General features: G+C 72.4%; 24 protein-coding genes. 10 read left to right on the top strand and 14 right to left on the bottom strand.

Annotation, left to right across the window (positions count from 1 at the left end):
• Positions 1 to 81 precede the first annotated feature (81 nt).
• The 3 genes from ASF78_RS19225 to ASF78_RS19215 are packed head-to-tail and all read left to right on the top strand — an operon-like array spanning position 82 to position 3994.
• Positions 82 to 840: a 3-ketoacyl-ACP reductase gene (locus tag ASF78_RS19225; RefSeq protein WP_056593344.1), complete on the top strand. Its 759-nt coding sequence runs from the start codon at positions 82 to 84 to the stop codon at positions 838 to 840.
• Entirely contained in the window at positions 840 to 2861 is a 2022-nt protein-coding gene (locus tag ASF78_RS19220) for an FAD-binding protein (protein ID WP_056593341.1), read from the top strand. The genes ASF78_RS19225 and ASF78_RS19220 overlap by 1 nt, the downstream gene beginning before the upstream one ends.
• Positions 2861 to 3994, top strand: a complete 1134-nt coding sequence (locus ASF78_RS19215) for an SGNH/GDSL hydrolase family protein (RefSeq protein WP_056593338.1) — start codon at positions 2861 to 2863, stop codon at positions 3992 to 3994. Before ASF78_RS19220 ends, ASF78_RS19215 begins: the two co-directional genes overlap by 1 nt.
• Here the strand turns inward: ASF78_RS19215 and ASF78_RS19210 are convergent.
• The 6 genes from ASF78_RS19210 to ASF78_RS19185 form a co-directional block, all read right to left on the bottom strand.
• Positions 3971 to 4516, bottom strand: coding sequence for a hypothetical protein (locus ASF78_RS19210; RefSeq protein WP_056593335.1), 546 nt, complete (start codon positions 4514 to 4516; stop codon positions 3971 to 3973). The genes ASF78_RS19215 and ASF78_RS19210 overlap by 24 nt on opposite strands.
• Before the next feature lie 3 nt (positions 4517 to 4519).
• On the bottom strand, positions 4520 to 4786 hold the full coding sequence (locus ASF78_RS19205) for an SHOCT domain-containing protein (protein WP_156374241.1): 267 nt from the start codon (positions 4784 to 4786) through the stop codon (positions 4520 to 4522).
• 65 nt (positions 4787 to 4851) lie between these two features.
• On the bottom strand, positions 4852 to 5739 hold the full coding sequence (locus ASF78_RS19200) for a sugar phosphate isomerase/epimerase (protein WP_056593330.1): 888 nt from the start codon (positions 5737 to 5739) through the stop codon (positions 4852 to 4854).
• The gene (locus tag ASF78_RS19195) at positions 5736 to 6899 is read right to left on the bottom strand and encodes a Gfo/Idh/MocA family protein (RefSeq protein WP_056593327.1); all 1164 of its coding nucleotides are present in this window, start codon (positions 6897 to 6899) and stop codon (positions 5736 to 5738) included. Before ASF78_RS19195 ends, ASF78_RS19200 begins: the two co-directional genes overlap by 4 nt.
• A gap of 130 nt (positions 6900 to 7029) precedes the next feature.
• Complete coding sequence (locus tag ASF78_RS19190; protein ID WP_056593323.1) at positions 7030 to 8544, bottom strand: mannitol dehydrogenase family protein; 1515 nt, start codon at positions 8542 to 8544, stop codon at positions 7030 to 7032.
• A complete protein-coding gene (locus ASF78_RS19185; protein WP_082495204.1) occupies positions 8541 to 9656 on the bottom strand; it encodes a LacI family DNA-binding transcriptional regulator in 1116 nt (371 codons plus the stop codon). The genes ASF78_RS19190 and ASF78_RS19185 overlap by 4 nt, the downstream gene beginning before the upstream one ends.
• A gap of 213 nt (positions 9657 to 9869) precedes the next feature.
• On the opposite strand from ASF78_RS19185, the gene uxaC reads away from it, so the two are divergent.
• The 4 genes from uxaC (at position 9870) to ASF78_RS19165 (ending at position 13566) form a co-directional block, all read left to right on the top strand.
• Positions 9870 to 11354: a glucuronate isomerase gene (gene uxaC / locus ASF78_RS19180; RefSeq protein WP_056593321.1), complete on the top strand. Its 1485-nt coding sequence runs from the start codon at positions 9870 to 9872 to the stop codon at positions 11352 to 11354.
• Positions 11351 to 11980, top strand: a complete 630-nt coding sequence (gene eda, locus ASF78_RS19175) for a bifunctional 4-hydroxy-2-oxoglutarate aldolase/2-dehydro-3-deoxy-phosphogluconate aldolase (protein WP_056593317.1) — start codon at positions 11351 to 11353, stop codon at positions 11978 to 11980. The genes uxaC and eda overlap by 4 nt, the downstream gene beginning before the upstream one ends.
• A gap of 25 nt (positions 11981 to 12005) precedes the next feature.
• Positions 12006 to 13109, top strand: a complete 1104-nt coding sequence (locus ASF78_RS19170; protein WP_056593314.1) for a sugar kinase — start codon at positions 12006 to 12008, stop codon at positions 13107 to 13109.
• A 247-nt stretch (positions 13110 to 13356) separates the two neighbouring features.
• Entirely contained in the window at positions 13357 to 13566 is a 210-nt protein-coding gene (locus tag ASF78_RS19165) for a hypothetical protein (RefSeq protein WP_056593312.1), read from the top strand.
• Positions 13567 to 13596: 30 nt separating this feature from the next.
• Here ASF78_RS19165 and ASF78_RS19160 read toward each other — a convergent pair whose 3' ends face one another.
• Positions 13597 to 13800: a hypothetical protein gene (locus tag ASF78_RS19160; RefSeq protein WP_056593309.1), complete on the bottom strand. Its 204-nt coding sequence runs from the start codon at positions 13798 to 13800 to the stop codon at positions 13597 to 13599.
• A gap of 232 nt (positions 13801 to 14032) precedes the next feature.
• Positions 14033 to 15562 (bottom strand): UxaA family hydrolase, encoded by a 1530-nt coding sequence (locus tag ASF78_RS19155; RefSeq protein ID WP_056593307.1) that lies wholly within the window; start codon positions 15560 to 15562, stop codon positions 14033 to 14035.
• Between the two features lie 89 nt (positions 15563 to 15651).
• Between ASF78_RS19155 and ASF78_RS19150 the strand changes: the two genes are divergently transcribed.
• Complete coding sequence (locus ASF78_RS19150) at positions 15652 to 16674, top strand: LacI family DNA-binding transcriptional regulator (protein ID WP_056593304.1); 1023 nt, start codon at positions 15652 to 15654, stop codon at positions 16672 to 16674.
• On the opposite strand, the gene ASF78_RS19145 is transcribed toward ASF78_RS19150, so the two are convergent.
• The 3 genes from ASF78_RS19145 to ASF78_RS19135 all read right to left on the bottom strand — a co-directional run bounded on the left by ASF78_RS19145 (position 16671) and on the right by ASF78_RS19135 (position 20176).
• Positions 16671 to 17357, bottom strand: a complete 687-nt coding sequence (locus tag ASF78_RS19145; protein WP_056593303.1) for a FadR/GntR family transcriptional regulator — start codon at positions 17355 to 17357, stop codon at positions 16671 to 16673. The genes ASF78_RS19150 and ASF78_RS19145 overlap by 4 nt on opposite strands.
• 25 nt (positions 17358 to 17382) lie before the next feature.
• Positions 17383 to 18252 (bottom strand): amidohydrolase, encoded by an 870-nt coding sequence (locus tag ASF78_RS19140; protein ID WP_056593301.1) that lies wholly within the window; start codon positions 18250 to 18252, stop codon positions 17383 to 17385.
• A 97-nt stretch (positions 18253 to 18349) separates the two neighbouring features.
• A complete protein-coding gene (locus tag ASF78_RS19135) occupies positions 18350 to 20176 on the bottom strand; it encodes a gamma-glutamyltransferase family protein (protein ID WP_082495202.1) in 1827 nt (608 codons plus the stop codon).
• Positions 20177 to 20402: 226 nt separating this feature from the next.
• On the opposite strand from ASF78_RS19135, the gene ASF78_RS19130 reads away from it, so the two are divergent.
• The gene (locus ASF78_RS19130; protein ID WP_369816352.1) at positions 20403 to 21848 is read left to right on the top strand and encodes a beta-1,3-glucanase family protein; all 1446 of its coding nucleotides are present in this window, start codon (positions 20403 to 20405) and stop codon (positions 21846 to 21848) included.
• A gap of 9 nt (positions 21849 to 21857) precedes the next feature.
• On the opposite strand, the gene ASF78_RS19125 is transcribed toward ASF78_RS19130, so the two are convergent.
• Positions 21858 to 22319 (bottom strand): tRNA (cytidine(34)-2'-O)-methyltransferase, encoded by a 462-nt coding sequence (locus ASF78_RS19125; protein WP_056593298.1) that lies wholly within the window; start codon positions 22317 to 22319, stop codon positions 21858 to 21860.
• 28 nt (positions 22320 to 22347) lie between these two features.
• On the opposite strand from ASF78_RS19125, the gene mgrA reads away from it, so the two are divergent.
• Entirely contained in the window at positions 22348 to 23373 is a 1026-nt protein-coding gene (gene mgrA / locus ASF78_RS19120) for an L-glyceraldehyde 3-phosphate reductase (protein ID WP_056593297.1), read from the top strand.
• Between the two features lie 180 nt (positions 23374 to 23553).
• Here the strand turns inward: mgrA and ASF78_RS19115 are convergent, their stop codons facing one another.
• Together ASF78_RS19115 and ASF78_RS19110 are read right to left on the bottom strand one after the other, a co-directional pair.
• Positions 23554 to 24528: an acetylxylan esterase gene (locus tag ASF78_RS19115; RefSeq protein ID WP_056593292.1), complete on the bottom strand. Its 975-nt coding sequence runs from the start codon at positions 24526 to 24528 to the stop codon at positions 23554 to 23556.
• A gap of 2 nt (positions 24529 to 24530) precedes the next feature.
• Positions 24531 to 25616, bottom strand: coding sequence for a LacI family DNA-binding transcriptional regulator (locus ASF78_RS19110; protein ID WP_056593289.1), 1086 nt, complete (start codon positions 25614 to 25616; stop codon positions 24531 to 24533).
• Positions 25617 to 25629: the final 13 nt, after the last annotated feature.

The raw sequence follows: 25629 nt of genomic DNA, 5'->3' as shown, positions 1-25629 counted from the left end.
GCCTGGACCTGCTCGGACATGGCACGATCGGTTCCGACGCGCAGGTCAGACGTGCGTCCCGCACACGGAGGTAGGGCAACGATGCCGGCAGTCGCACTGGTCACCGGGGGTAATCGGGGGATCGGCCTCGGAATCACGAAGCGGCTGCTCGCCGACGGCTTCGCAGTCTCGATCCTCGCCACGCGCGAGGAGCCGACCGAGCTGCTGGAGTCGCTCGACGCACCCGGCCGGGTCCGCTACGTGCGCGGTTCGGTGGCCGACCTCGAGGACCACGCCCGGTTCGTCGACGACGCGGTCGAGGCCTGGGGTCGCCTCGACCTGCTCGTGAACAACGCCGGGGTCGCTCCCAGCGTGCGGGCGGACCTCCTCGAGGCCGGCCCCGAGAGCTTCGACCGGGTGCTCGGCATCAACCTGCGCGGACCGTACTTCCTGACGCAGACGTTCGCCAACAAGGTCATCGCGCTCGGGAGCGACCGCCTCCCGCGGGCCACGGTGGTCAACGTGTCGTCCATCTCCGCGACGACGGTCTCCACCAACCGCGGCGACTACTGCATCTCCAAGGCCGGCGTCGCCATGGCCACCCAGCTGTTCGCGGTGCGCTTGGCACCCGAGGGGATCGTCGTCTACGAGGTCCGGCCCGGCGTGATCGCCACCGACATGACCGCGGGCGTCACCGAGAAGTACGACGCCCTGATCGCCGAGGGCCTCGCGCCCATCAACCGCTGGGGCCGTCCGTCCGACGTCGCCGGCGCGGTCTCGGTCCTCGCGTCCGGCCAGACCCCGTACTCGACCGGCGAGGTGTTCCACGTCGACGGCGGCATGCACATCCCGGTGCTGTGATGACGACCTCGCTGAACGGCGTCCCCGTCGTCACCGTCAACACCGTCGTCGTCGGCACCGGCTCCGCCGGGTTCTGCGCCGCCGACCGCCTCTGGGAGCTCGGCCAGACCGACCTCGTCATGGTCGCCGACAAGGTCAACGCGGGCTCGTCGCGCAACGCGGGCTCCGACAAGCAGACCTACTACAAGCTCACGCTCTCGGGCGGCGACGGCGACTCCGTGCGGGAGATGGCCGAGACGCTGTACTCCGGTGGCGCGATGGACGGCGACAACGCGTTGGCGGAAGCCGCCCTCTCTGCTCGTGGTTTCCTGCGCCTGTGCGACCTGGGCGTGCCGTTCCCGCAGAACCGGTACGGCGAGTTCATCGGCTACAAGACCGACCACGACCCGCGTCGGCGCGCCACGTCCGTCGGTCCGTACACCAGCCGGTCGATGGTCGAGCAGCTGGAGAAGAAGGTCCACCGCAACGGCACGCGCATCTACGACGAGTGCCGCGTGGTCGACGTCATCGTCTCCGAGGGGGCCGTCGCCGGGCTGCTGGTACTGCGCACCGACGTGCCGCACGACGGTGCCGAGTCCCCGTTCCTGCTGTTCCGCTGCACCAACATCGTCTACGCGACCGGCGGCCCCGCCGGGATGTACGCGACACGCGTCTTCCCCAACGGACAGTGGGGTGCGTCCGGCGCCGCGTACCGCGCGGGCGTGCACGGCAAGAACCTCACCGAGTGGCAGTTCGGCCTGGCCTCGACGCACCCGCGCTGGAACGTGTCCGGGACGTACATGCAGGTCATCCCGACGTTCATGTCGACGGACGCTTCTGGAGAGGACCCGCGCGAGTTCCTCACCGAGGCGATCCCCGACTACGGACAGCTGATGTCGCTGGTGTTCCTCAAGGGGTACCAGTGGCCGTTCGACATCCGGAAGGCCCTGGACGGCTCGTCGCTGATCGACCTGCTGGTCTACCGGGAGACGGTCCTGCGCGGGCGGCGGGTGTTCCTCGACTTCCGTCGCAACCCCGTCCAGCCGGAGTTCGACCCGTCCGCGCTCAGCCCGGAGGCCTACGAGTACCTCGACCGCGCGGGTGTCCTGTTCGGCACGCCCATCGAGCGGCTGCGGCGCATGAACGAGCCCGCGTACCAGTTCTACCTCGGCAAGAACCCGTACGTGGACCTCGAGACGACCATGCTCGAGGTCGACGTCTGCGCGCAGCACAACAACGGCGGGCTCGTCGTCGACGCCTGGTGGCAGTCGAACATCGAGGGGTTCTTCCCGGTCGGCGAGGCCGGCGGCGCCCACGGCGTGTACCGGCCCGGCGGCGCCGCCCTGAACAGCGGGCAGGTCGGCGCGACGAGGGCCGCGCAGTTCATCGCTGCCCGTCGCACGGCGGACCCATCGCCCTTCGACGAGGCCGCGACGCCGGTTCTCCAGGCCGCTCTCGCTCTCGTCGAGGCGTCGTCGGCGCGGGCAGCCTCCGGGACTCCCGACAACACCGGGGACCTGCTGCGCGAGGTGCAGGTGCTCATGAGCGCCAAGGCCGGGCCGGTGCGCTCCGCGGAGTCGATCCAGGAGGCGCTCGTCCAGGTCCACGCGTGGCTCTCGTCGTACGAGGAGACGGTGTCCGCCGACGCCTCGTCGCGACGCTCCATCAACCGCACCTTCCTGGTCCGCGACATCCTCACCAGCGCCTACGTGTACCTGTCCGCGATGGCCGACTACGTCGCGCACGGCGGTCGGTCGCGCGGGTCGGTGCTCTACACCGACCCTGCCGGTGCGATCCCGCACGGCCTCACCGAGCTCCCCGACGTCTTCAGGTTCACGCTCGACGGCGGTGCGCTCGACGACGAGGTGCAGGAGACGTCCTGGGTGCCCGCTGACGGGTTCACGCCGGTGGTGCCGCGCGCGTCCGACGACCCCGCCGGCGAACCCGTGTTCCGCTGGCGGCCGCGTCGGCCCATCCCCGAGGACGACGACTTCTTCGAGAACGTCTGGCGCGAGTTCCGCGAGCACGGGAACATCCACTGATGCGCATCGCCCTGCCGGATCCCCGGGTCGACATCCGGGGGGCGGCATGGGTGGAGGACGGCCTCCCGCACCGGCTCCCGGCCTGGGCGCGGCCGCAGTTCTCCGACGAGTTCATGGCGATGGTCGAGGCGCAGCCCTCCGGGGTCCGGCTACGGCTGCGGACCGCAGCGCGGTCCGTCCGTCTCGACGTCGAGGTGCTCCGCGTCGCCGTCGACCCCGCGCCTCCCGGTGAGCCGCAGCCCTACGACGTCGTCGTCGACGGTGAGGTCGTCCCGCAGACCGCGGGCACCGCGTCGCACGCCGGGGTCATCGCGCTCGAACCGCTCGCGCGGACGACCACCGAGCGGCCCGGACCGCCGGGCGTCGTCCACCTGGCCCTCGGCGGGGACGGCAGCGTGGAGCGTGACATCGAGGTCTGGCTGCCCCCGGGGGAGACCACCCGGCTCGTCGCGCTGACCGCCGACGCTCCCGTGTCCGCGCCGACGCCCGTCGTCGCCCCACGCTGGGTCCACCACGGCTCGTCGATCAGCCACGGCGCCGGAGCCGCATCGGCCCTCGGCGCCTGGCCGATGGTCGCCGCCCGCATCGCCGGTCTGGACCTGGTCAACCTCGGGTTCTCCGGCAACGCCGTGCTCGACCCGTTCGTCGCCCGCGCCATCCGCGACCAGCCCGCCGACCTCATCACCCTCAAGCTCGGCATCAACGTCGTGAACCACGACGCGATCCACCTGCGCGCCTTCGCCCCCGCCGTGCATGGCTTCCTCGACACCATCCGCGACGGCCACCCGACCACGCCGCTCGTCGTCGTCTCGCCGCTCCTGTGCCCCTTGGTCGAGACCACCCCGGGACCGACGTCGCTCGACCCCGCCGACCCGTCGGTCTTCCGCACCACCGGCGACTGGTCCGAGGTCGCCGACGGCAAGCTCACGCTCACCGCCATCCGGACCGCGCTGCACGAGATCGTCGACGCACGCGCGGACCCGGCCCTGACCTACGTCGACGGCACGTCCCTGTACGGCTGGCCCGACTGGGACGACCTGCCGATGCGCGACCTCATGCACCCCGACGCGGACGCGCACCGACTGATCGGCAAGCGGTTCGCGGCGGTGCTACAGACCCTCCAGCGCACCTAGCTGCTCGCGCCACAGGGCGTCCATCGCGTCGTGGTCCCGCATCAGGTCGACCGACACCAGCAGCCGACGCGGCGTCAGCGAGAGCCACCACGGTCCGGTCACCGGGACGACCTCGGTGACGTGCTGACCCCGTGCCGGACTCGCACCGATCCACGACGACAGCCACTGTGGCCGATAGGCCCGTATCACCCGGGACGACTCCCAGTGCTGGGCCTGCACCCACCGATCCAGCTCGTGGTGCTCGTCGTCCATCACCTCGTCGTACAGCGCCGCGAGGGTGGTACCGCTCGGTGGCGGCACGTACTGCGCCGCGGGCGAGCCGACGATCGCGCTCCACCAGTCGTCCCAGCCGGCCTGCGTCACGGTCGCGTGGGAGATCCTGGCGTGCACGGTCAGCGTCAGAGGCGGGATGTCCGTCCCCACCTGCAGGCCGAACCGGTCGCGAACGTAGAGTGCCGCGGTGAAGCCGACGCCGTCGGTCAGCTCGACCGTCAGTGTCCGCGACCGATCCCGGTCGAACACTGCTCAGACCTCGCCGAGGATGCGCTGCCGCATCTCCCCGTGCTCGTCCGCGGTGATCAGCCCGCGCCGGTACAGGTCCTGCGCCTCCGCGAGCCGCACCGACGCGGACCGGTCAGGAGCGAGGTCGGTGGTCTTCGCCACCGCGGCCTTCCGGACCGAGAGCACCACGGCGAGAACGACGATCGTCACGAGGATCAGCGGCCCGACGACGATCGCGACACTCCAGGCCACGTCGTAGCCGGAAGGCAACAAGGGACTCGTCTCATCCATGGCGTCCTCCTGCTCGGGTCGGCCCGGTCACGCTAGCGCCACCGACGAGGGCCTGTCCCCGGAACTCAGAGGTGCGGCAGGACGAGCCGGACGTACCGGTCTGCCAGCGTCGCGACAGTCTCGTCGCCCGGGGTGTCCCAGATGGACTGGTTGAAGATCTCCACCTCGACGTCGCCGCGGTACCCCGTCTCGGCGACCCACCGCGTGATCGTCGCGAAGTCGACGTACCCGTCGCCCACGTGCCCGCGGGACAGCAGCGCGTCTGCCGCCAGCGGGAGCGTCCAGTCGCACACCTGGTAGCTCGCGATCCGGCCAGCGGCACCCGCGCGGGCGATCTGGCGCTGCAGGTCCGGGTCCCACCACACGTGGTAGGTGTCGACGACGACGCCCACGACGTCCGACGGGTACGGCTCCGCGATGTCGAGCGCCTGACCGAGCGTCGAGATGACCGCCCGGTCCGCCGCGAAGATCGGGTGCAGCGGCTCCAGCACCAGCCGGACACCGTGCCCGGCCGCGAACGGCGCGAGCTCCCCGATGCGGTCCGCGACACGCTGGCGCGCGCCGACGATGTCGCGACCACCCGTCCCCGGCAGTGCCGGGCCGCCCGGCGCGCTCGCGGCAGGCAGGCCACCGACCACCATGATCAGCTCGCGCGTGCCGAGCGTCGCCGCCTCGACGATCGCGCGACGGTTGTCGTCGAGCGCAGCCGTCGCAGCCGCGTCGTCGTCCGCAGTCAGGAACCCGCCCCGGCACAGCGACGAGACCCGCAGACCGGCGTCCGCGATGATCTTCGCGGACTCGCCGACCCCGGCCTCATGGACGCGGTCGCGCCACACACCGATCGCCGGGAGTCCTGCGCGCACCGCACCATCGACGGCCTCGCGCAGGGTCCACGACTTCGTGGTCGCCGTGTTGAGCGACAGCCGAGAGAGGTCGGCGCTCTGGGCGGTCACAGCGTGATCGTCGGGATGTCGAGACGACGGCCCTCCGCCGACGACTGCAGCCCCAGCTCGGCCAGCTGCACGCCACGCGCGGCCGACAGCAGGTCGAACCGGTGGGTGCGCCCCGCGACGACGTCGCGCAGGAACTCCTCCCACTGCAGCTTGAAGCCGTTGTCCAGGTCGCCGTTGGCCGGCACCTCGAGCCACTGGTCGCGGAACGACTCCGTGACCGGCAGGTCCGGGTTCCACACGGGCTTCGGGGTGTGCGCGCGCTGCTGGGCGACGCACTTGTTCAGTCCCGCGACCGCCGAACCGTGCGTGCCGTCGATCTGGAACTCGACCAGCTCGTCGCGGTACACGCGCACCGCCCAGGAGGAGTTGATCTGCGCGACCACCGGGTCGCCGCCGGGCGTCTCGATCTCGAAGATCCCGTACGCGGCGTCGTCGGCCGTGGCGTCGTACGCGGCGCCGCGCTCGTCCCAGCGCGTCGGGATGTGCGTCGCGGTCTGCGCGTTCACCGTCTTGACCGTGCCGAGGATGCCTTCCAGCACGTAGTTCCAGTGGCAGAACATGTCGACGACGATGCCGCCGCCGTCCTCCTTGCGGTAGTTCCAGCTGGGGCGCTGGGCCTCCTGGCCGTCGCCCTCGAACACCCAGTAGCCGAACTCGCCGCGCAGCGACAGGATCCGGCCGAAGAAGCCTTCGTCCACCAGCCGGCGCAGCTTGACCAGACCCGGCAGGTACAGCTTGTCGTGCACGACGCCCGCGGTGACGCCCGTGGTCTCGCGCAGGCGGGCGAGGTCGATCGCCTCCGCCAGCGTCTCGGCGGTCGGCTTCTCCGTGAAGATGTGCTTGCCGGCCTTCATCGCCGCGGTCAGCGCCGAGTAGCGGCGGCTGGTGACCTGCGCGTCGAAGTAGATGTCGACCGTCGGGTCGTTGATGACGGAGTCCGCGTCCGTCGTCCAGTGCTCCACGCCGTGCAGCTCGGCCAGCTCACGGACCTTGTCGGCGTTGCGGCCGACGAGGATCGGCTCCACCTGGACGCGCGTGCCGTCCTCGAGCGTGACGCCGCCCTGGTCGCGGATCGACAGGATCGAGCGGACGAGGTGCTGGCGGTAGCCCATCCGGCCGGTGATGCCGTTCATCCCGATGCGCAGGGTGCGGGTCGTCATGAGTGCTCCGAGTGTTCTGGACCGCGGTGTCGGTCGGAGTGTGGAATGCGCTTTCCAGCGTAGCCTACCGGAACGCCACCCCGTCAAGAGCTCAGAGCCGAGAGCTGATCGCCAGGGCCGGCTCTCCGGGTCACGCCCGGATGCTCAGCAGCTCCCCGACGGCGCCGCGGACGGCCGAGCGGAACGCGTCCGACCCGGCCAGGTCGTCACCGAACACGGCCCGCACGTCGAGCATCCGGTCGGCCAGTGCGTCGAGCGGTCCCTCGGCGGCGGCCGCGAGCGTCGTCGCCAGCGGGTCGTCGAGGCCCACCTGCCGACCGTCCACCTCGAGCTCGCCCTGCGAGGTCGCCCGCACGTAGGCGATCCAGGCGGCAACGGTCGCGGCGGCGGCGATGGGGACCGCCCCGCTGTCGAGGCGGTCGCGGACCGTGCCCAGGAGCCGCTGCGGCAGCTTCTGGGACCCGTCCATGGCGACCTGCACGGTGGTGTGCCCGGTGTTCGGGTTGGCGAACCGGGACAGGACTTCGTCCCGGTACTGCGCGAGGTCGAGCCCGTCGGGTGCGACGAGCGTGGGCAGGACGTCGTCGTCGACGAGCGCCCGGACGGTCGCCTCCAGGTCCGGGTCGGCGACCGCCTGCGCGATCGTCGCGTGCCCTCGCAGGGCTCCGAGATAGGCCAGGGTCGAGTGGCTGGCGTTCAGGACGCGCAGCTTGGCGCGCTCGTACGGCGCGACGTCCTCGGTCAGCGTCGCCCCGACGCGCTCCCAGGCCGGGCGCGGCCCGGCGAACGAGTCCTGGATGACCCACTGCGTGAACGGTTCGCCGATCACCAGACCTGCGTCGCTCAGTCCGAGCAGCGACTGCGCCTCGGCGCGGTGTGCGTCGGTCGTCGCAGGCACGATCCGGTCGACCATCGTGCCCGGGAACCGCACCGACGTCTCGACCCACTCCCGGAGCCGGTCTCCGTTCGGCACGGCGTCCAGGGTGGCGGCGACGAGCGCCGCCAGGACGGCACCGTTGTCGGCGAGGTTGTCGCAGCAGACGACGGTGAGGTTGCCGGCGTCCTGCCTCGCCCGCAGGGCCAGGGCCCGCAGGAGCAGGCCGAGCGGCGAGCGGGCCGGGGCGTCGTTCCGGCCCCCGCGCAGCTCTGCGGCCAACACGTCGAGGTCGGCCACCAGATCGGGGTCCGCGAGGTCCGGGCGACCGTCGGCCGCCCGCCGGTACCCCTTCTCCGTGACCGTCAGGGTCACGACGTGCGTGGTCGGCGCGGCGATCGTCGTGAGCACCCGGGGGGTGTCTGTCCCGGGGAACGCGACGTCGCGCAACGATCCGACGAGTCGCAGCGAGGTCTCGTTGGTGCCCTTGGTCAGCACGCCGTAGAGGCCGTCCTGCGGCGCGAGCTGCTCGACGACGCGGGCGCTGCGCTGTGTGACGCCGAGGATGCCCCATCGGTTCTCGCCCGACGCCGCGGCGGCGTCCTCGGTGAAGACGGCCTGGTGCGCCCGGTGGAACGCGCCGAGGCCGAGGTGGACCAGCCCGACGCTCACGTCACCGGGGTCGATGGCGGGTGCCTGCACCCCGGACGGCAGCCCGGAGGTGCTGAGGGTCGCGCGCGAGAGCCGAGGCGCGCTGTCGTGGGTGGTCATCCGCGTGCCTCCGACGACTGGGCCGACGCCACACCGGTGGAGGCGCGGACCACGAGCTCGACCCCGATGAGCACCGAGGGTGGCGCGGTTGCCGCGCCGGTGGTCCCGATCGTGATCGGCGGTGTCGCGTGGCGCGTCCGCTCGGCTGCCGTCAGAGCGGCCGCGAGCGCGGACTCGGTCGCCGTCGGGACGGAGCCCGCCTCGATGAGCAGGTCGACCGCGGCCCGGCCGAGGCGGGCCAGCGGGACCGTGACGGTGGTGAGTGCCGGCGAGACCAGCGTCGCCGCCGGGATGTCGTCGTACCCCACGACGGAGACGTCCTCGGGGACGCGTACGCCCCGGGCGCGCAGCCTGCTCAGGATGCCGAGCGCGAGCAGGTCGTTGTGCGCGAGGACGGCGGTGACACCGCTCGCTGCGACGAGGTCACCCGCCGCCACGCCGCCTCCGAAGAGCGGGGGGAAGTGTCCGAGGTCGACCACGTCGATGCTGCGCAGGCCGTGCGAGGCGTGCTCGAGCCCGCGCCGCCGCTGGGCGTCGGACCACGAGCCGACCGGGCCTCCCGCGTAGCCGATCCGACGGTGCCCGAGGGCGTACAGGTGGGTCACGGCCTGGCGGATGCCGTCGGCGTTGTCGATGACGACGGACGGCAGTCCGGAGTGCAGCCGGTTGACGAGCAGCAGCGGGACGTCGTCGTCGAGCACGTCCTTTCCGAGCCGGTCGAGCTCGGCGTCGGTCATTCGCGGTGAGCAGAGGATGACGCCGTCCACCTGTGCACCGAGATGCCCCACCAGCTCGCTCTCGAGGCGGGGGTCCTCCTCGGCGTCCGCGACGAGCAGGGCGAAGCCGAGCGCACGGGCGCGCGCCTGGACTCCCTTGGCGACGGCGGCGAAGAAGGGGTTCTCGAGGTCCGGCACCACGAGGCAGAGGTTGCCCGTGCGACCGGTGATGAGCTCCCGCGCGGCCCGGTTGGGCCGGTAGCCGAGGTCGCGGGCGACCTGCTGGACGTGCTCGCGGCGGGCGGGGGCGACGAGATCGGGGGCGCTGAGCGCCCGGGAGGCCGTCGCCGGTGAGACACCAGCGGCTCGCGCGACATCGCGCAGCGTGACCACCACAGTCCCTCCTTGTCTCGACCCCTCGATGGATGAATGCGATTTCAGCATGGCACGTCAGCGCGCCGCAAGTGTCGTCCCGACATGCGGGATCCCTCAGCCGTGGGGCTTGTGGTCAGCGCTTTCACCTGGTTGGGTGCGATGAATGCGTTTGCACTGCGCGTCATCGGGGAATCCTCCCGAGCGCGGACCACAGCTGTTCCGAGGAGGATCCCGATGGTGAGCGAGACCGGGTGGTCGTTGCACCCCGACCGGGCGTTGCCCAGCGACCCCGGCGTGCGTCCGATCGCTCGGGAGATCCTTGCCGCGACCGCGACGCTCCCGATCGTCTCCATGCACGGACACGTCGACGCGGGGCTCCTGGCGCGCGACCAGCCGTTCCCGGACCCGGCGACGCTGCTCGTGACGCCCGACCACTACCTCGTACGCATGCTGGTGTCCCAGGGGGTGCCGCACGACGCTCTCGGGGTGCCGCGCCGGGATCGCCCGGGCGTCGTGGCGGACCCGCGCGAGGTCTGGCGGACCTTCGCGACGCACTGGCCGCTGTTCCGGGGCACGCCCACGCGCTACTGGATGGAGCACGTCCTCGTCGAGGTGTTCGGGTTGGAGGAGCGGCCCTCCGCCGACTCCGCCGACAGGCTGTACGACCTGCTGTCCGAGCGCCTGGAGAAGCCGGCGTTCCGTCCGCTGGCTCTCTTCGACGAGTTCGGGATCGAGATCCTCGCGACCACGGACGCGGCGACCGCGACCCTCGCCGACCACGCGGACCTGGCGGACCGCGGCTGGGGAGACCGGATCGTGCCGACGTTCCGGCCGGATGCGCTGCTGCACGTCGACCGTCCCGGGTGGCGGGCGGACGTCGCCCTGCTCGAGGAGCGTTCCGGGGTGGCGATCAGCGGGTACCGCGACCTGGTGCGCGCGCTCGAGGAGCGCCGGCGCGCGTTCGTCGCGGCCGGCGCGCGCGCCACGGACCACGGGCACCTCCACGCCGACACGACCCCGTTGAGCGGTGCCGAGGCGGAGCGGATCGTGTCCGCGGCGCTGCGCGGTGACGTCGCCGCGGCGGACGCGCAGGCGTTCTCAGGTCACATGCTGTTCGAGATGGCCCGCATGTCGGCCGAGGACGGCCTGGTCATGCAGCTGCACCCGGGGGTCCTGCGTGACCACGACCGCGCGGTCCTCGACCTGCGGGGTCCGGACGTCGGCTACGACATCCCGACGACGACCGAGTACGTGCGCGCCCTGCGCCCGGTGCTGGAGGCGTTCGGACACCATCCCGGTCTCCGGCTCGTCCTGTTCACGGTGGACGAGGACACGTTCAGCCGCGAGCTGGCGCCCATCGCGGGCGTGTACCCCGCCGTGCGGCTGGGCGCGCCGTGGTGGTTCCTCGACACCCCGGACGGGATGCGGCGCTTCCGCGAGGCGGTCACGGACTCGGCCGGGTTCGCGAACACGACCGGGTTCGTCGACGACACGCGCGCGTTCTGCTCGATCCCCGCGCGACACGACCTCGCGCGCCGCATCGACGCCGGCTTCCTGGCCCGGCTCGTCGCGGAGCACCGGCTGGACGCCGACGAGGCGATCGAGACTGCTGTCGATCTCGCCTACCGCATCCCGCGTGAGGCGTATGCTCCACCCCACACGGCAAACGCTTTCCCGCGGTCGAGCGGGTCCGAGCACGGTGCGAAGGAGCACAAGTGAGCGACATCCTGGAGCGCCTCGCGGCGCACCGCCTGGTCCCCGTCGTCGTGATCGACGACGCCTCGCACGCCGACGCGCTGGCGCAGGCTCTCGTCGACGGGGGGCTCCCCGTCGCGGAGGTCACCTTCCGCACCGCGGCCGCAGCCGACGCGATCCGTGCGATCGCCGCGCGGGGTGACGTCCTCGTGGGCGCGGGCACGGTGCTCACCCCGAAGCAGGTCGACGACGCCGTGGCCGCGGGCGCGTCCTACGTCGTCTCGCCCGGCACGAGCCGCGCGGTCGTCGAGCGCTGCCAGGAGCACGGCATCCTCGCCCTGCCCGGCGCCGTCACGGCCACCGAGGTCCAGGCTGCCCTCGAGCTCGGCCTGACCACCGTGAAGTTCTTCCCCGCCGGCACCTCGGGCGGCGCCAAGGCGGTCGCCGCGCTCGCTGCTCCGTTCGGCGACGTCGGGTTCGTCCCGACGGGCGGCATCGGGCCCGCCAACCTCGCGGAGTACCTGGCGCTGCCCTCGGTCCGTGCCGTCGGTGGTTCCTGGATGGTTCCCCGTGACCTCATCCGTGGCGGCGACCTCGACGCCGTCCGGGACCTCACGGCCGAAGCCGTCAGCCTCGTCGCCCACCCCTGACCTCGATCGCGAAGGAACACCGCTCATGTCCGACCTGGTCATCCGCCCCGCGGGCGAGACACGCTACGACGCCGTCTCCCTCGGCGAGGTCATGCTCCGCCTCGACCCCGGCGAGGGTCGCATCCGCACCGCCCGGTCGTTCCGGGCCTGGGAGGGTGGCGGCGAGTACAACGTGTCCCGCGGGCTGCGCCGTGCGTTCGGGCTGCGCACCGCGATCGTCACCGCGCTCGCGGACAACGAGGTCGGTCGGCTGGTCGAGGACCTGATCCTGACCGGCGGGCTGGACACCTCGTTCATCCGGTGGGTGCCCTACGACGGCATCGGCCGTCAGGTCCGCAACGGGCTCAACTTCACCGAGCGTGGCTTCGGTGTCCGTGGCGCGGTCGGCGTGAGCGACCGTGGGCACACCGCCGCGGCGCAGCTGGCACCCGGGGACGTCGACTGGGAGCACCTCTTCGGTGAGCTCGGGGTGCGGTGGTTCCACACCGGCGGCATCTTCGCGGCGCTCTCCGACACTGCTGCCGAGACCGTGATCGAGGCCGTCACGGTCGCACACAAGCACGGCACCGTCGTCAGCTACGACCTGAACTACCGACCGAGCCTCTGGAAGGCCGTCGGTGGGCAGGCTCGCGCGCAGGAGGTCAACCGGGCGATCGCCCCGCACATCGACGTCATGATCGGCAACGAGGAGGACTTCACCGCCTCGCTCGGCTTCGAGGTGGAAGGTGTCGACGAGAACCTGTCGGCGCTGGAGCTCTCGTCGTTCGCCGCGATGATCGACCGCGTGGCCGAGGCGTACCCGAACTTCCAGGTCATCGCCACGACGCTGCGAACGGTCCACTCGGCGACGGTCAACGACTGGGGAGCCATCGCCTGGTCGAAGGGCACAGGGCTGGTCAGTGCCACGCACCGGGAGCGTCTGGAGATCCTCGACCGGGTCGGGGGCGGCGACTCGTTCGCGTCCGGCCTGGCGTACGGACTCCTCGCCGGTGAGGACCTGCAGACCGCCGTCGAGTACGGCGCCGCGCACGGTGCCCTGGCGATGACGACACCGGGCGACACGACCATGGTCAGCAAGGCCGAGGTGCTCAAGCTCGCCGGTGGCGGCGGAGCCCGCGTCGACCGCTGACCACCACGGCCCGCCCGGAGGTCGCGGACGTGGTCCGAGCCCCGACACCTGAGCGGGTGGTCGCGCTCGTGGCGGCCTCGATGGCGCCGACCCGCCGACATCGACCCACAGGGACCGACATGGAGCCGCGTGGCGATGTGGACCAACGGGCGCACCCCCGTGCCCTCGTGGTGCACTTGGGCCAGCATCCGCACCCTCAGCACGACCCCCGGAGGTACCCGTGAGCCACTCGAGACTGCCGTCAGCGATGCCTGGAGCATCACTCGAGCTGGACCCTGAGGGTCAGCTGCACTGCCCGCGGTGCCGGGCGCTGACGCTCGAGGTCGCGGGGATCGACCAGATGGACGGCATGCCGTGGGTGAACCACGCGCTCGTGTGCCGGTCGTGCGGCATCACGTCGCGCCTCGCCCTGGTGGGTGCCTTCGGGCGCACGGTCCTGCGGTGGCTCGACGACTGAGCAGTCGTCGTCGGGCGATCCGCCCGCGCGTCAGTCGGTCGGCGTGGTTGCGGCCGTGATCGTCCAGGTCCCCACGGGCGCGTAGGTCGAGTCGGAGATCGTCTCGCCGGACCCCGGCTCGAGGGGATAGTGCTTCACGTTCCCGGCCCAGTAGCGCAGGATCCGGCCGAGCTCCTCGAGCGGGGCGTCGGCGACCGCCCCGGCGGACAGGTCGACCTCGAGCACGAACTTCATCACAGCGCCTCTCGATGGTGGGTCTCCGACGATACGTCCGGGTACGCCGAAGCCGTCGCGGCGGGGGTGCACCTCGTGATGGTGGGTCTCCGACGATAGGTCCGGGTACGCCGGTGCCGTCCCGACGGAGGTCGGCGCCGCCGAGGACGGCGCGGGCGTGCATGCGCGGCAGGCCGTGCGTCGAGGGCTGCGGTCCGACGGCCGTCAGGTGCCCACCGAGCACAGCATCAGGTCAGGTGACGGCGCCGAGCTGCCAGGGGACGAACTCGTCGGACCCGAGGTCGAGCTCCTCGGAGACGGTCTGACGGCCGGAGGCGACGGCGATGATCAGCTCGAACAGCTCCTCGCCGACGGAGGCGACGGTCGCGGTGCCGTCGACGATGCGTCCGGCGTTGAGGTCCATGTCCTCGGTCATCCGCAGGTAGGTGGCGGTGTTCGTCGCGACCTTGATGGACGGTGTGGGCTTGCAGCCGAGGACGGACCCGCGGCCGGTGGTGAACACGACGACGGTCGCGCCGCCGGCGACGAGGCCGGTGACGGACACCGGGTCGTACCCGGGGGTGTCCATGAAGGTGAAGCCGCGGGCGGTGACGGGCTCGGCGTACTCGTAGACCTCGACGAGCTCGGCGGTGCCGCCCTTGGCGACGGCGCCGAGCGACTTCTCGAGGATGGTCGTCAGACCACCGGCCTTGTTGCCGGGGGAGGGGTTGTTGTCCATGGTGCCGCCGCCGGCGGCGGTGTAGCCCTTCCACCAGTCGAGCCGGTCGAGGAGCTTCTGCCCGACGTCACGGGAGACGGCGCGGCGCAGGAGGAGGTGCTCGGCTCCGAACACCTCGGGGGTCTCGGCGAGGATCGAGGTGCCGCCGCGGGCGACGAGCTGGTCGGACGCGTGGCCGAGCGCGGGGTTGGCGGTGATGCCGGAGTAGCCGTCGGACCCGCCGCAGTTGAGGCCGAGCACGAGCTCGGAGACGGGTGCGGGGGTGCGCCGCAGCGCGTCGATCGCGGGCAGCATCTTCTCGATGGCCTCGACACCGGCGCGGACGGTCCGGCGGATGCCGCCGGTCTCCTGGATGACGAGCGTGGTGACGGGCTTGTCGGCGGGCAGGTCGAGGCCGTCGAGGAGCGACTCGGCGGGGATCATCTCGCAGCCGAGGCCGAGGACGAGCAGTCCGGCGATGTTGGGGTGGTCGGCGTAGCCGCGCAGGGTGCGCCGGGTGATCTGGGCGCCCTCGCTGGTGGGCACGAGGCCGCAGCCGGTGTCGTGGGTGAGGGCGACGACGCCGTCGACGTGCGGGTAGGCGTCCAGGACGCGGCCGCGGAACTGGTCGGCGATGAGCCGGGCGGTCGAGGCGGAGCAGTTCACGGAGGTGACGATGCCGACGTAGTTGCGGGTACCCCACCGGCCGTCGCTGCGGGCGTAGCCCTGGAACGTGCGCTGGGGTCCGTCCGGTACAGGCAGGGTCACGCGTGCGGTGCCGAACTCGTAGGCGCGCTCGCCGTCGTCCATGCCGAGGTTGTGGGAGTGGACGTGGTCGCCGACGGCGATGTCCCGGGTGGCACGGCCGATCGACTGCCCGTACTTGTGCACGGGCGAACCCGCGGCCACGGCCCGGACGGCGAGCTTGTGGCCGCGTGGCACGCTCTGGGTGACCACCAGGGTGTCGAGCTCGGTCCCGGACTGGAGGTCACGCGTCGCGACGCCCACATCGTCGTCGGGTCGCAGCACGAGAACGCAGTCGGCCAGGCTGAGCGGCGTCGTCACTGCGTCAGGATACCGCTTTCCCGAGCAATGCACCGGCGTGCCCACCCCGAACGCGCCACCGACACCCGGCAAGCGCCTACCCTCCACACATGGCCGCATCCGTGACCCTCAGTGACGTCGCGCGCGAGGCGGGCGTCTCCCTCGCCACCGCTTCCCGCGCGATCAACGGCAGCGCCAACCGCACCGTGCGCGCCGACCTGCGCGACCGGGTGCTCGCGGCGGCGACCCGCTTGCGGTACACCCCGGACGCGAACGCCCAGGCGATGGCGCGGGGCCGCACGACGTCGCTGGGTCTCGTGGTGCACGACATCGCGGACCCGTACTTCTCCTCGATCGCGGCGGGTGTCGCCCGTGCGGCGGACCGCGCAGGCCTGCAGGTGACGCTCGCGAGCACCCAGCACGACCCGAGCCGCGAGAGCGGGCTGGTCGACCTGCTGAAGCGGCAGCGGGCGCGCGCGATCGTCATCGCGGGTGGTCGCCTGGACGACGAGGCCACCAACGACGAGCTGCGCGCAGCGCTGGCCGACTACCGGTCGGTCGGAGGGTCCGTGACGCTCATCGGCCAGCCGATCCTGGGCGTGGACAGCATCGTGGTCGACAACGCGCAGGGCGCCGGGGACCTGGCCAAGGCCCTGCACGGTCGCGGGTACCGCCGGTTCGCCATCCTGGCCGGCCCCGTCGACCACCTGACCGCGTGCGAGCGGCGCGACGCGTTCCGCGGGGCGCTCGCGGAGCTGGGCAGCCCGGTGCCGGACGACGCGGTCATCACGAGCGCGTTCACGCACGAGGGCGGCGAGGACGCCATGCGCGCCCTCCTGCGCGGCGGCGAGCTGCCCGAGCTGGTGTTCGCGGTCAACGACGTCATGGCCCTCGGCGCGCTCGCGGCCGGTCGCGAGGCGGGGATCCGGGTACCGGAGGACGTGGCGCTCGCGGGGTTCGACGACATCTCGACCCTGCGCGACGTCGTCCCCGCCCTCACGACCGTGCGGATCCCGCTGGTCGACATCGGGATCGCCGCGACCGAGCTCGCGCTCGCAGAGACGTCCGACGAGCCGCGACTGACGCACGTGCCGACGCAGGTCGTCCTGCGCGACTCGACCCCCGGCCGCTAGCGCGACCAGACCCCCGTCGCGGAGTCCTCCAGGCCGAGCAGGTGCGTCGCCATCCGCAGTCGTGCACGGTCGGGGTCGCGGGCGGCGACGGCGGCGAGGATGGCTTCGTGCTCGACGAACGCCCGGTCCTCGGCGCCCTCGTCGGAGAGCCCGCGCCAGAGCCGGGTGCGGGACGCCCGCCCGGCGAGGCCGACGACCAGCGCCGCGAGGACGGGGTTGCCGGATGCCCGGGCGACCTCCTCGTGGAAGGCCAGGTCGGCGTCGACGAGCCGGTCGTGGTCGAGGGGGCTCTCCACCAGGGCGCGCGCGGTCTCGTCGAGGACGGCGCGCAGGCGTGCGAGGCAGTCGTCCTGGACGTGGAGCGCGGCGAGGCCGGCGGCTTCGGTCTCGAGGATGCGGCGGACGGTGTGGAACGCGGCGGCGTCATCCTGGAGCTCGGCGACGAAGCCGACGGGGGCGAGCAGCAGCGCGGGGTCGAGCGTCGTCACGTAGGTGCCGTCGCCGTGCCTCGACTCGAGGATGCCGAGCGTCCCGAGCGCGTGGACGCCTTCGCGCAGGGAGCCGCGGGAGACGCCGAGGGTGGCGGCGAGCTCCTTCTCGGCGGGCAGCCGCTGTCCTGCCTGGAGCCGTCCGTCGAGGATCATCTGCTTGACCCCGTCGACGACGTCATCGGAACGTGACACGGAGCGAACTTACGCGGTCACGCGGTCAGAACGAGTCGAACGGCAGCCCGTACACCTGGGTGGCCGTCCCGCCGAGCACCGCTGCACGGTCCTCGTCACCCAGCTGGTCCACGGTCGAGCGCAGGCCGTGCCAGACCTGGGCGTACGAGTCGCCCTCGAGGAGCGCGTACGGCCAGTCGCTGCCGAGCATGAGGCGGTCGGGGCCGAACACCTCCAGCGCGCGGTCGACGGCGGGCCGCAGGTGGTCCGGGGTCCAGCCCGCACCGGCCGCGGTGGTCAGGCCGGACAGCTTGGCGACGACGTTCGGCATCTGCGCGACGGCGCCCAGCAGGGCGGACCAGCGCGCCCAGGCGTCCCGGTCACCCGCCCGCAGCGCGGCGAGCGGCGGAGAGCCGAGGTGGTCGAGGACGACCGTGAGCTTGGGGTGGTTCTCGGCGAGGGTCGCGACGTGGGCCAGGGCGGCCGGCGTGTGCGCGGTGAGGTCGAGGGTCAGGCGACGCTCGGTGAGGAGCGTGAGGCTGTCGTCGACGGCCGCGTCGAGCAGCCAGTCGGGATCCCGACCGTCGTGGCCCCGGTGGCCGATGCCGACGATGGGCTCCCGTCGCCACTTGTCCAGCTGGTTGGCGGCGTCGTCGGGGGCGTCGAGGGGCACCCACGCCACGACCCCGGCGACGCGGGGGGACGAGAGCGCCTGGAAGAGCATGAGCTCGGAGTCCGCGCGGTTGTCCGCGGCCTGCACGAGGACCACCCAGGCGACGTCTTCGTCGGCCAGCTGGTCCTCGATGTCCGGGACCCGGTACGTGCGGTGCACCCCTGCGTTCTCCGCGGTCATCCAGGGGTAGTGCACCGTGTCCGGGTTCCACACCTGGAGGTGGGCATCCACGACATTGGGCATGAACGCGACGCTAGCAGTGGTCCGATGTCTGAGGGCTGTGCGGCGTCGATCCCTCATCGAACCCTCATCGGATCCTCAAGTCATCGGAGGACTTGACTCACCGGCCGACGGCGTAGCCCTGCATGCCCCGCGGGTTCGCCGCCGCGACGAGCAGTCCGTCCGGCCGCACCCCGGCCGCGCTGAGCCGCCCGAGCTCCCACGGGCCGACGGTCTCCACCTGGTGCCCGCGGTCGGCGAGCGCGTCCAGGACGTCCGCCCCGAGGCGGGCCTCGGCGACCAGTCCGCGCGGTGTGTGGGTGCGCGGGTAGAAGGAGCTGGGGACGTGCGTCGAGTGCCAGGCCGGCGCGTCGATGGCCGCCTGCAGTGCGGCACCGCCGACGAGGTGCCGCAGCAGGAACGGCACGGTCCACTGGTCCTGCTGGTCGCCGCCCGGGGTGCCGAACGCCACGCCCGATCCGTCGTCGTCGAGGAGCAGTGCGGGGCTCAGCGTGGTGCGCGGGCGCTTGCCGGGGGCGAGGCTGTTGGGCAGCCCCGGCTCCAGCCAGAACATCTGCGCGCGGGTCGGCAGGGCGAACCCGAGGCCGGGGACGACCGGGCTCGACTGCAGCCACCCGCCCGACGGCGTCGCGGACACCCGGTTGCCCCACCGGTCGACGACGTCCACGTGGCAGGTGTCGCCGGGGCTCAGGCCGAGGGGGGAGACGGTGGGCTCGCCGACGCCAGGGCCCGATCCCGACAGGTCGCCCCGCACCGCGGCGGAGATGCGCGGCTCCCGCCCGCCGGGCGAGCCGGGGCGCAGGCCGTCGGTCGCGACGGGGCCGACGAGCTCGGCGCGCGAGGCCGCGTACCGCGCGGACAGCAGGGTCTCGAGCGGGACGTCGTCGACGTCGCCGTACCAGGCCTCCCGGTCGGCGAACGCGAGCTTGGCCACCTCGACCACGGTGTGCACGAGCTCGACGGTGTCGTTGGTGCGCACGAGGTCGCCGACGCCGAGGGCGTCCAGCATCGCGAGCTGCTGCAGGAGGACCGGTCCCTGCCCCCAGGCGCCGGTCTTGTGCACGGTCCGGCCGGCGAACCGCAGCGACGTCGTCGGTTCCTCGGTCGCCCGCCATCCGGCCAGGTCGGAGGCTCGGAGGAGGCCGGTGTGTGGTCGGCCCGACGAGTCCTGCACGGCGACGCCCGCCTGGAAGGCGTCGACGGCCTCGGCGACGAACCCCTCGTAGAACGCGTGCCGTGCCGCCTCGATCTGCGCCTCGCGCGAACCGGTGCCCGCCAGGAGCCGCTCGAACGTGTCGGCGAGCACCGGGTTGCTGAACCGCCCGCCCGCGACCGGGACCTCGCCGTGGGGCAGGTAGACCGCGGCGGACGTGGGCCAGTGTTCGGTGAACATCGGGGCGACGGTGGCGATCGTCCGGCTCGCGGCCCGGACCAGCGGGTACCCGTCGCGCGCGTAGCCGATGGCCGGCGCGAGCACGTCGGCGAGGGGGAGCGTGCCGTACCGCGCGAGCAGGTCGAGCCACGCGCCGAACGCGCCCGGGACCACGGCAGCCAGGTGCCCCGTGCCGGGGACGAGGTCCAGGCCCAGGTCACGGTAGGTGTCGATGGTCGCGGCCGCCGGGGCGGTGCCCTGCCCGCAGATCACGAACGTGTGCCCGTCGGCGGCGCGGTGACCGATGATCGGGGCGTCGCCGCCGGGGCCGTTGAGGTGCGGCTCGACGACGCTGAGCGTGAAGCCCGCGGCGACCGCGGCGTCGAACGCGTTGCCGCCGGCCTCGAGCATGCGCATGCCGACGGACGACGCGAGCCAGTGCGTCGAGGCGACCATGCCGAAGGTGCCGACGAGCTCGGGGCGGGTGGTGAACACGTCTCGATCCTGCCTGACGGGGGGCGGTAGCACCCCTTGCACACTAATCCGCGCAGTCATAGTGTCCTGCGACTGGTGTTGATACGTGTCAACACGGGTGGGGCAAGCCGGCAACTGAGTGAGGAGCGGGTCGATGACGACCAGCAGACGGGTGATCGGGGCGCTCAGCGCGCTCGCGGTCGCGGTGACGACGATGGTGGCGGCCGCCGCAGGAGCGCAGGCGGTGGGCCCTGATCGGCTGCCGCTGACCATCACGAACTCCAGCGGCCGTGGTGAGGCGGTCTACGTGTACGTGCTCGGGACGAACCTGAGCACCGGGCGGCTCGGCTACGTCAACGCGGCCGGCACGTTCACCGCGTGGCCCGCGGGATCGAACCCGCCGTCGGCCGCACCCGACGTGGCCATCGCCGGACCGGGCAACGGCGGCAGCACGACGGTCCAGGTGCCCCGCGGCATCTCCGGCCGCGTGTACTTCTCGCTCGGGCAGAAGCTGAAGTTCTTCCTCACGCCCGACGGGCTCGTCCAGCCGGCGCCGTGGGCCAGCGGGGACGCCAACCACCAGATCCTGTTCGACTGGAGCGAGTTCACCTACAACGACGCCGGACTCTGGCTGAACAGCTCGCAGGTCGACATGTTCGCGGTGCCTCACACGGTCACCGTCACGGGTGCGCAGGGCACGCGGCGCACCGGCGACCTGGTGGCCAACGGCCGGGAGAACACGATCAACCAGATCGCCGCCCAGCCCGGGTGGGGCAACACCGTGGTGCGACGGTCCGACGGCACGGTCCTGCGCGTGCTCGCCCCCGGCAAGGCCGCGGGTGCGGGCCTGTTCAGCACGACGTACCTCGACTCCTACATCGCGTCGGCATGGAACGCGTACACCGGCAAGACGCTCACGGTCGTGCCGTTCGGCGACCAGCCGAACCTCAGGTACTTCGGGCGCACCTCGGGCACGACGATGCGGTTCACCAACGGCGCCGGGCAGCAGGTCGCGTCCTTCAACCGGCCGAGCAGCGCGGACGTGTGGGGCTGCGACGGCGCCCTGCACGCCCCCAACGACCAGGTCGTCGGGCCCATCGCCCGCACCCTGTGCGCCGCCCTCAACCGCGGCACGCTCGGCACGGTCGACACCCAGCCCAGCACCGACGCGTCGGCGTTCTACAAGAGCAACCCGACGAACCAGTACGCGCGGATCGTGCACGCCAACATGGCGGACGGGAAGGCGTACGCGTTCGCGTTCGACGACGTCGGCGCCTTCGAGTCCCTGGTGCACGACGGCTCCCCGTCCGCGGCGGGCCTGATCATCCAGCCGTTCACCGGGGGCGGCACGACGAACCCGCCGCCCACGGGCAACGGGAGCGCGCTCGTGAACGCGAACGGCATGTGCCTCGACAACAGCGCGCAGAACACGGCGAACGGCAACAAGATCCAGATCTGGGGCTGCAACGGCACGGTCGCCCAGAAGTGGACCTTCGTGGAGGCCGGCACCACGCTGCGCGTCCAGGGCAAGTGCCTCGACGTCGCAGGCGGCGGCACCGCCAACGGCACCAAGGTGCAGCTCTACGACTGCAACGGCACCGGCGCGCAGGTGTGGGTCCCGCGCAACGGCGGCTACTACAACCCGGCGTCCAACCGGTGCCTCGACAACCCGGGGCACTCGACGACGCCCGGCACGCAGGTCCACATCTGGGACTGCAACGGCGCCAACGCGCAGAAGTGGCGTCTGGGCTAGGACGGCCGGCTAGACGCCGCCCTCGAAGCCCAGCTGTCGCCACGCCTCGTACGTGGCGACAGCTGCGGCGTTCGACAGGTTCATGGACCGGCGGCCGGGGAGCATCGGGATGCGCACCTGGGCGGTGATCCGAGGGTGCTCCAGCACGTCCGCGGGCAGTCCCGTCGGTTCCGGGCCGAACAGCAGCACGTCGTCGGCGCGGTAGGCGAGGTCGGTGTGGTGCTGCGTCGCGTGGGTGGTGAAGGCGAAGACCCGCCCCGGGACCGTCGCCAGCAGGGCCTCCAGGTTCGGGTGCACCACGACGTGCGCGAGGTCGTGGTAGTCCAGCCCCGCACGACGCAGCTTGGCCTCCGACAGGTCGAACCCGAGCGGCTCCACCAGGTGCAGGGTCGAGCCGGTGCCGGCCGCCAGCCGGATGGCGCTGCCGGTGTTGCCGGGGATGCGGGGCTCGAAGAACGCGACGTGCAGCACGCGCCGATCCTACGGATAGCGTGGAGACATGCCTTTTGCTGCCGACGAGACCCGCTACGACTCCATGACCTACCGCCGGACCGGTCGCAGCGGGCTCGACCTGCCCGCCCTGTCGCTGGGTCTGTGGCACAACTTCGGCGACACCACACCGCTCGACGCCCAGCGCGCCATCCTGCGCCGCGCGTTCGACCTCGGCATCACGCACATCGACCTGGCCAACAACTACGGCCCGCCGTACGGCTCCGCGGAGGAGAACTTCGGCCGCGTCCTCGCGTCCGACCTGCGCCCCTACCGCGACGAGCTCGTCATCTCCTCCAAGGCCGGCTACGACATGTGGCCCGGCCCGTACGGCGACGGCGGCTCGCGCAAGTACCTGCTGTCCTCCCTCGACCAGTCCCTGGCGCGCATCGGGGTGGACTACGTCGACATCTTCTACTCCCACCGCCCCGACCCGTCGGTGCCGGTGGAGGAGACGATGGGCGCCCTGCACACGGCGGTGACCAGCGGAAAGGCCCTGTACGCGGGCATCTCCAACTACACCCCGGCCCAGACGCGGGTCGCGCAGCAGGTCCTCGCCGACCTGGGCACCCCGCTGCTCATCCACCAGCCGAGCTACTCGATGTTCAACCGGCACATCGAGAACGTCGCCGACGGGCAGACCGAGAGCCTGCTCGACGTGGTCGGTGACCTGGGGATCGGCACCATCGTGTTCTCCCCGCTCGCGCAGGGTCTGCTCACGGGGCGGTACCTGTCCGGTGACGTCCCCGCCGACTCGCGCGCCGCCGTCGGCCACTTCCTCAAGCCGTCCGCCGTGTCCGAGACGTACCTGTCCCGCGCGCGGGCGCTGAACGAGATCGCGTCGGGCCGCGGCCAGTCGCTCGCGCAGCTGGCCCTGTCCTGGGTCCTGCGCGACGACCGCATCACCTCCGCGCTGGTCGGCGCCAGCTCGGTCGCCCAGCTGGAGGACAACGTCACGGCCCTGACGGCCGGGCCGCTGACCCCGGACGAGATCGCCGCGATCGACCCCCACGCGGTCGACGGCACGGGCCGCTGACCCGCTGATCGCCAGCCGGTTCTCGAGCGACCACCGCCCTCGAGCGACCGAAGCCCTCGGTCGCGGTGGCGAACTCGTCACCCCGCGCCGGACTCGTCCGTTGCGACTGACGAGTTCGGCCGCGACTGACGAGTTCGGCCGCGACTGACGAGTTCGGCCGCGACCGACGGGCTCGGCGGGTCAGGCGGCCGGTGGGCGCAGGTGGCCCGCCAGCCAGGTGAGCTGGCGGGACGTGTGGTGGGCCTCGCCGCCCTCGTGGTGGTTGTACGGGTAGACCGCGATCTCGTGGTCCGCCGCGTACGCGTTGTGGGCGGCGAAGACCGTCGACGGAGGGCAGACCGTGTCGCGCAAGCCCGTCGCGAACAGGGCCGGAGCCGTCGCGCGCGCCGCGAAGTGCACCCCGTCGACGTACGACAGGGTCCGGAGCACCTGGTCGGCGGCGCCACGGTGGACCGCGAGGTACCGGACGATCTCGCCGTACGGGTCGGCGTCGGTGATCGCCAGGGCGCGCGGGATGTCGCAGAGGAACGGCGCGCTGACCATGACCGCAGCCAGGTCGGGTGCCAGTCCCGCGACGGCGAGCGCGATCCCGCCGCCCTGGCTGTTCCCGACGACGGCCACCTGGGCGACCCCCCGCAGCGCGCGGGCCGCGTCGACGGCGCGGACGGCGTCGGTGAAGACGCGGCGGTAGTAGTACGTCGCGGGGTCGAGGATGCCGCGCGTGACGAAGCCGGGTGCGGCGGGGTCGGAGCCGACGGGGTCGGGGGTGTCGCCGCCGGACCCGTACTGGCCGCCCTGCCCGCGGGTGTCCACGAGAAGGTGCGCGTACCCGGCGACGGCCCAGGTCAGCCGCTCCTGCGGCAGCCCGCGACCGCGCCCGTAGCCGAGGTACTCGACGACGGCCGGCAGATCCTCGGTCACGCCTGCGGGCCGGGTGTACCAGGCGCGCACCGGCTGCCCGTCGAACCCGGCGAAGGTCACGTCCCAGGTGTCGACGAGGGTGAGCCCGGTCCCCACGGGGACCACGTCGACCAGCACGTCGTGGCCGCGGGCCCCGGCGATCGACGCGGCCCAGAACTCGTCGAGGTCGGGGGGAGACGGGACGTCGGAGCGGTAGCGCTCGAGCTGGTCGAGCGGGAGGTCGAACAGCGCCACGGTCAGGACACCGTCGCCGGGGGTGCGGTGCTCTCGCGGATCACCAGCTCGGTGCCGAGCTCGATGCGCGGGTTCGCCGGAGCCTCGCCGCGGGCCATGCCCAGGACCATGCGGGTGGCGGTCGCGGCCATGTCGTAGAGGGGCTGGTGGATGGTGGTGAGCGGGGGGCCGATCCACTCGGTGACGGGCAGGTCGTCGTAGCCGACGACCGACAGGTCCTGGGGCACCCGCAGTCCCAGCTCACGGGCCGCGCGGAGCACGCCGAGGGCCTGGAAGTCGGAGCCGGCGAAGATCGCGGTCGGGCGGTCGGGCCGGTCGAGCAGGTCCATGCCGTGCGTGTAGCCACCGCCGACGAAGAAGTCGCCGTACCGCACGAGCCGCGGGTCGACGGTGACGCCGGCCTCGTCGAGCGCGGTGCGGTACCCGTCGATACGGGCGCGGCTGCAGAGCACGTCCACCGGGCCGGAGACGACGGCGATCTTGCGGTGACCGAGGCCGAGGAGGTGGCGGGTGGCCGCGAGGCCGCCCGCCCAGTTGGCGGAGCCGACGGTCGGGACACCGGCGGGCTGCTCGCCGGCGGTGTCGACGACGACGAACGGGATCGACCGGGTCTCCAGCTGGCGGCGCTGTGCGGGGTCGAGGTCGGACAGGACGAGGATGACGCCGCGCGGGCGGCGGGCCAGCACGTCGTCGAGCCACTCCTGGCGTGGCCGGTGCGCGCCGCCCAGCTCCGAGAGCACGACGCCCAGGCGTTCGGGTCCGGCGACGGACTCGACCCCCTTGATGATCTGGACGGACCAGCCGGCGTCGAGCTCGTGGAAGACCAGGTCGAGCAGGCCCGGCCCGGTCTGGGCGCGGCCCCGGCGGCGGCGGTACTGGTGGCGGTCGATGACCTCCTCGACGCGCGCCCGGGTGACCGCGGCGACGTCGGTGCGGCCGTTGAGCACCTTGGACACCGTCGGGATCGAGACGCCGGCCTCTTCTGCGATCAGGGCGATCGTGGCTGCGCTCCCGGTGCTCCCGGGGACCTCGGCGCTGGCCACGTCCTCGGGTGCGGCGGCGCCGTCGTCGGCGCTGGTGGTCGTCATGGTGGGGCGTCCC

Origin of the sequence: Cellulomonas sp. Leaf334 (assembly GCF_001424195.1) — a bacterium.
Lineage (GTDB): Bacteria > Actinomycetota > Actinomycetes > Actinomycetales > Cellulomonadaceae > Cellulomonas.
This window is presented reverse-complemented; position numbering and strand designations above follow the sequence as displayed.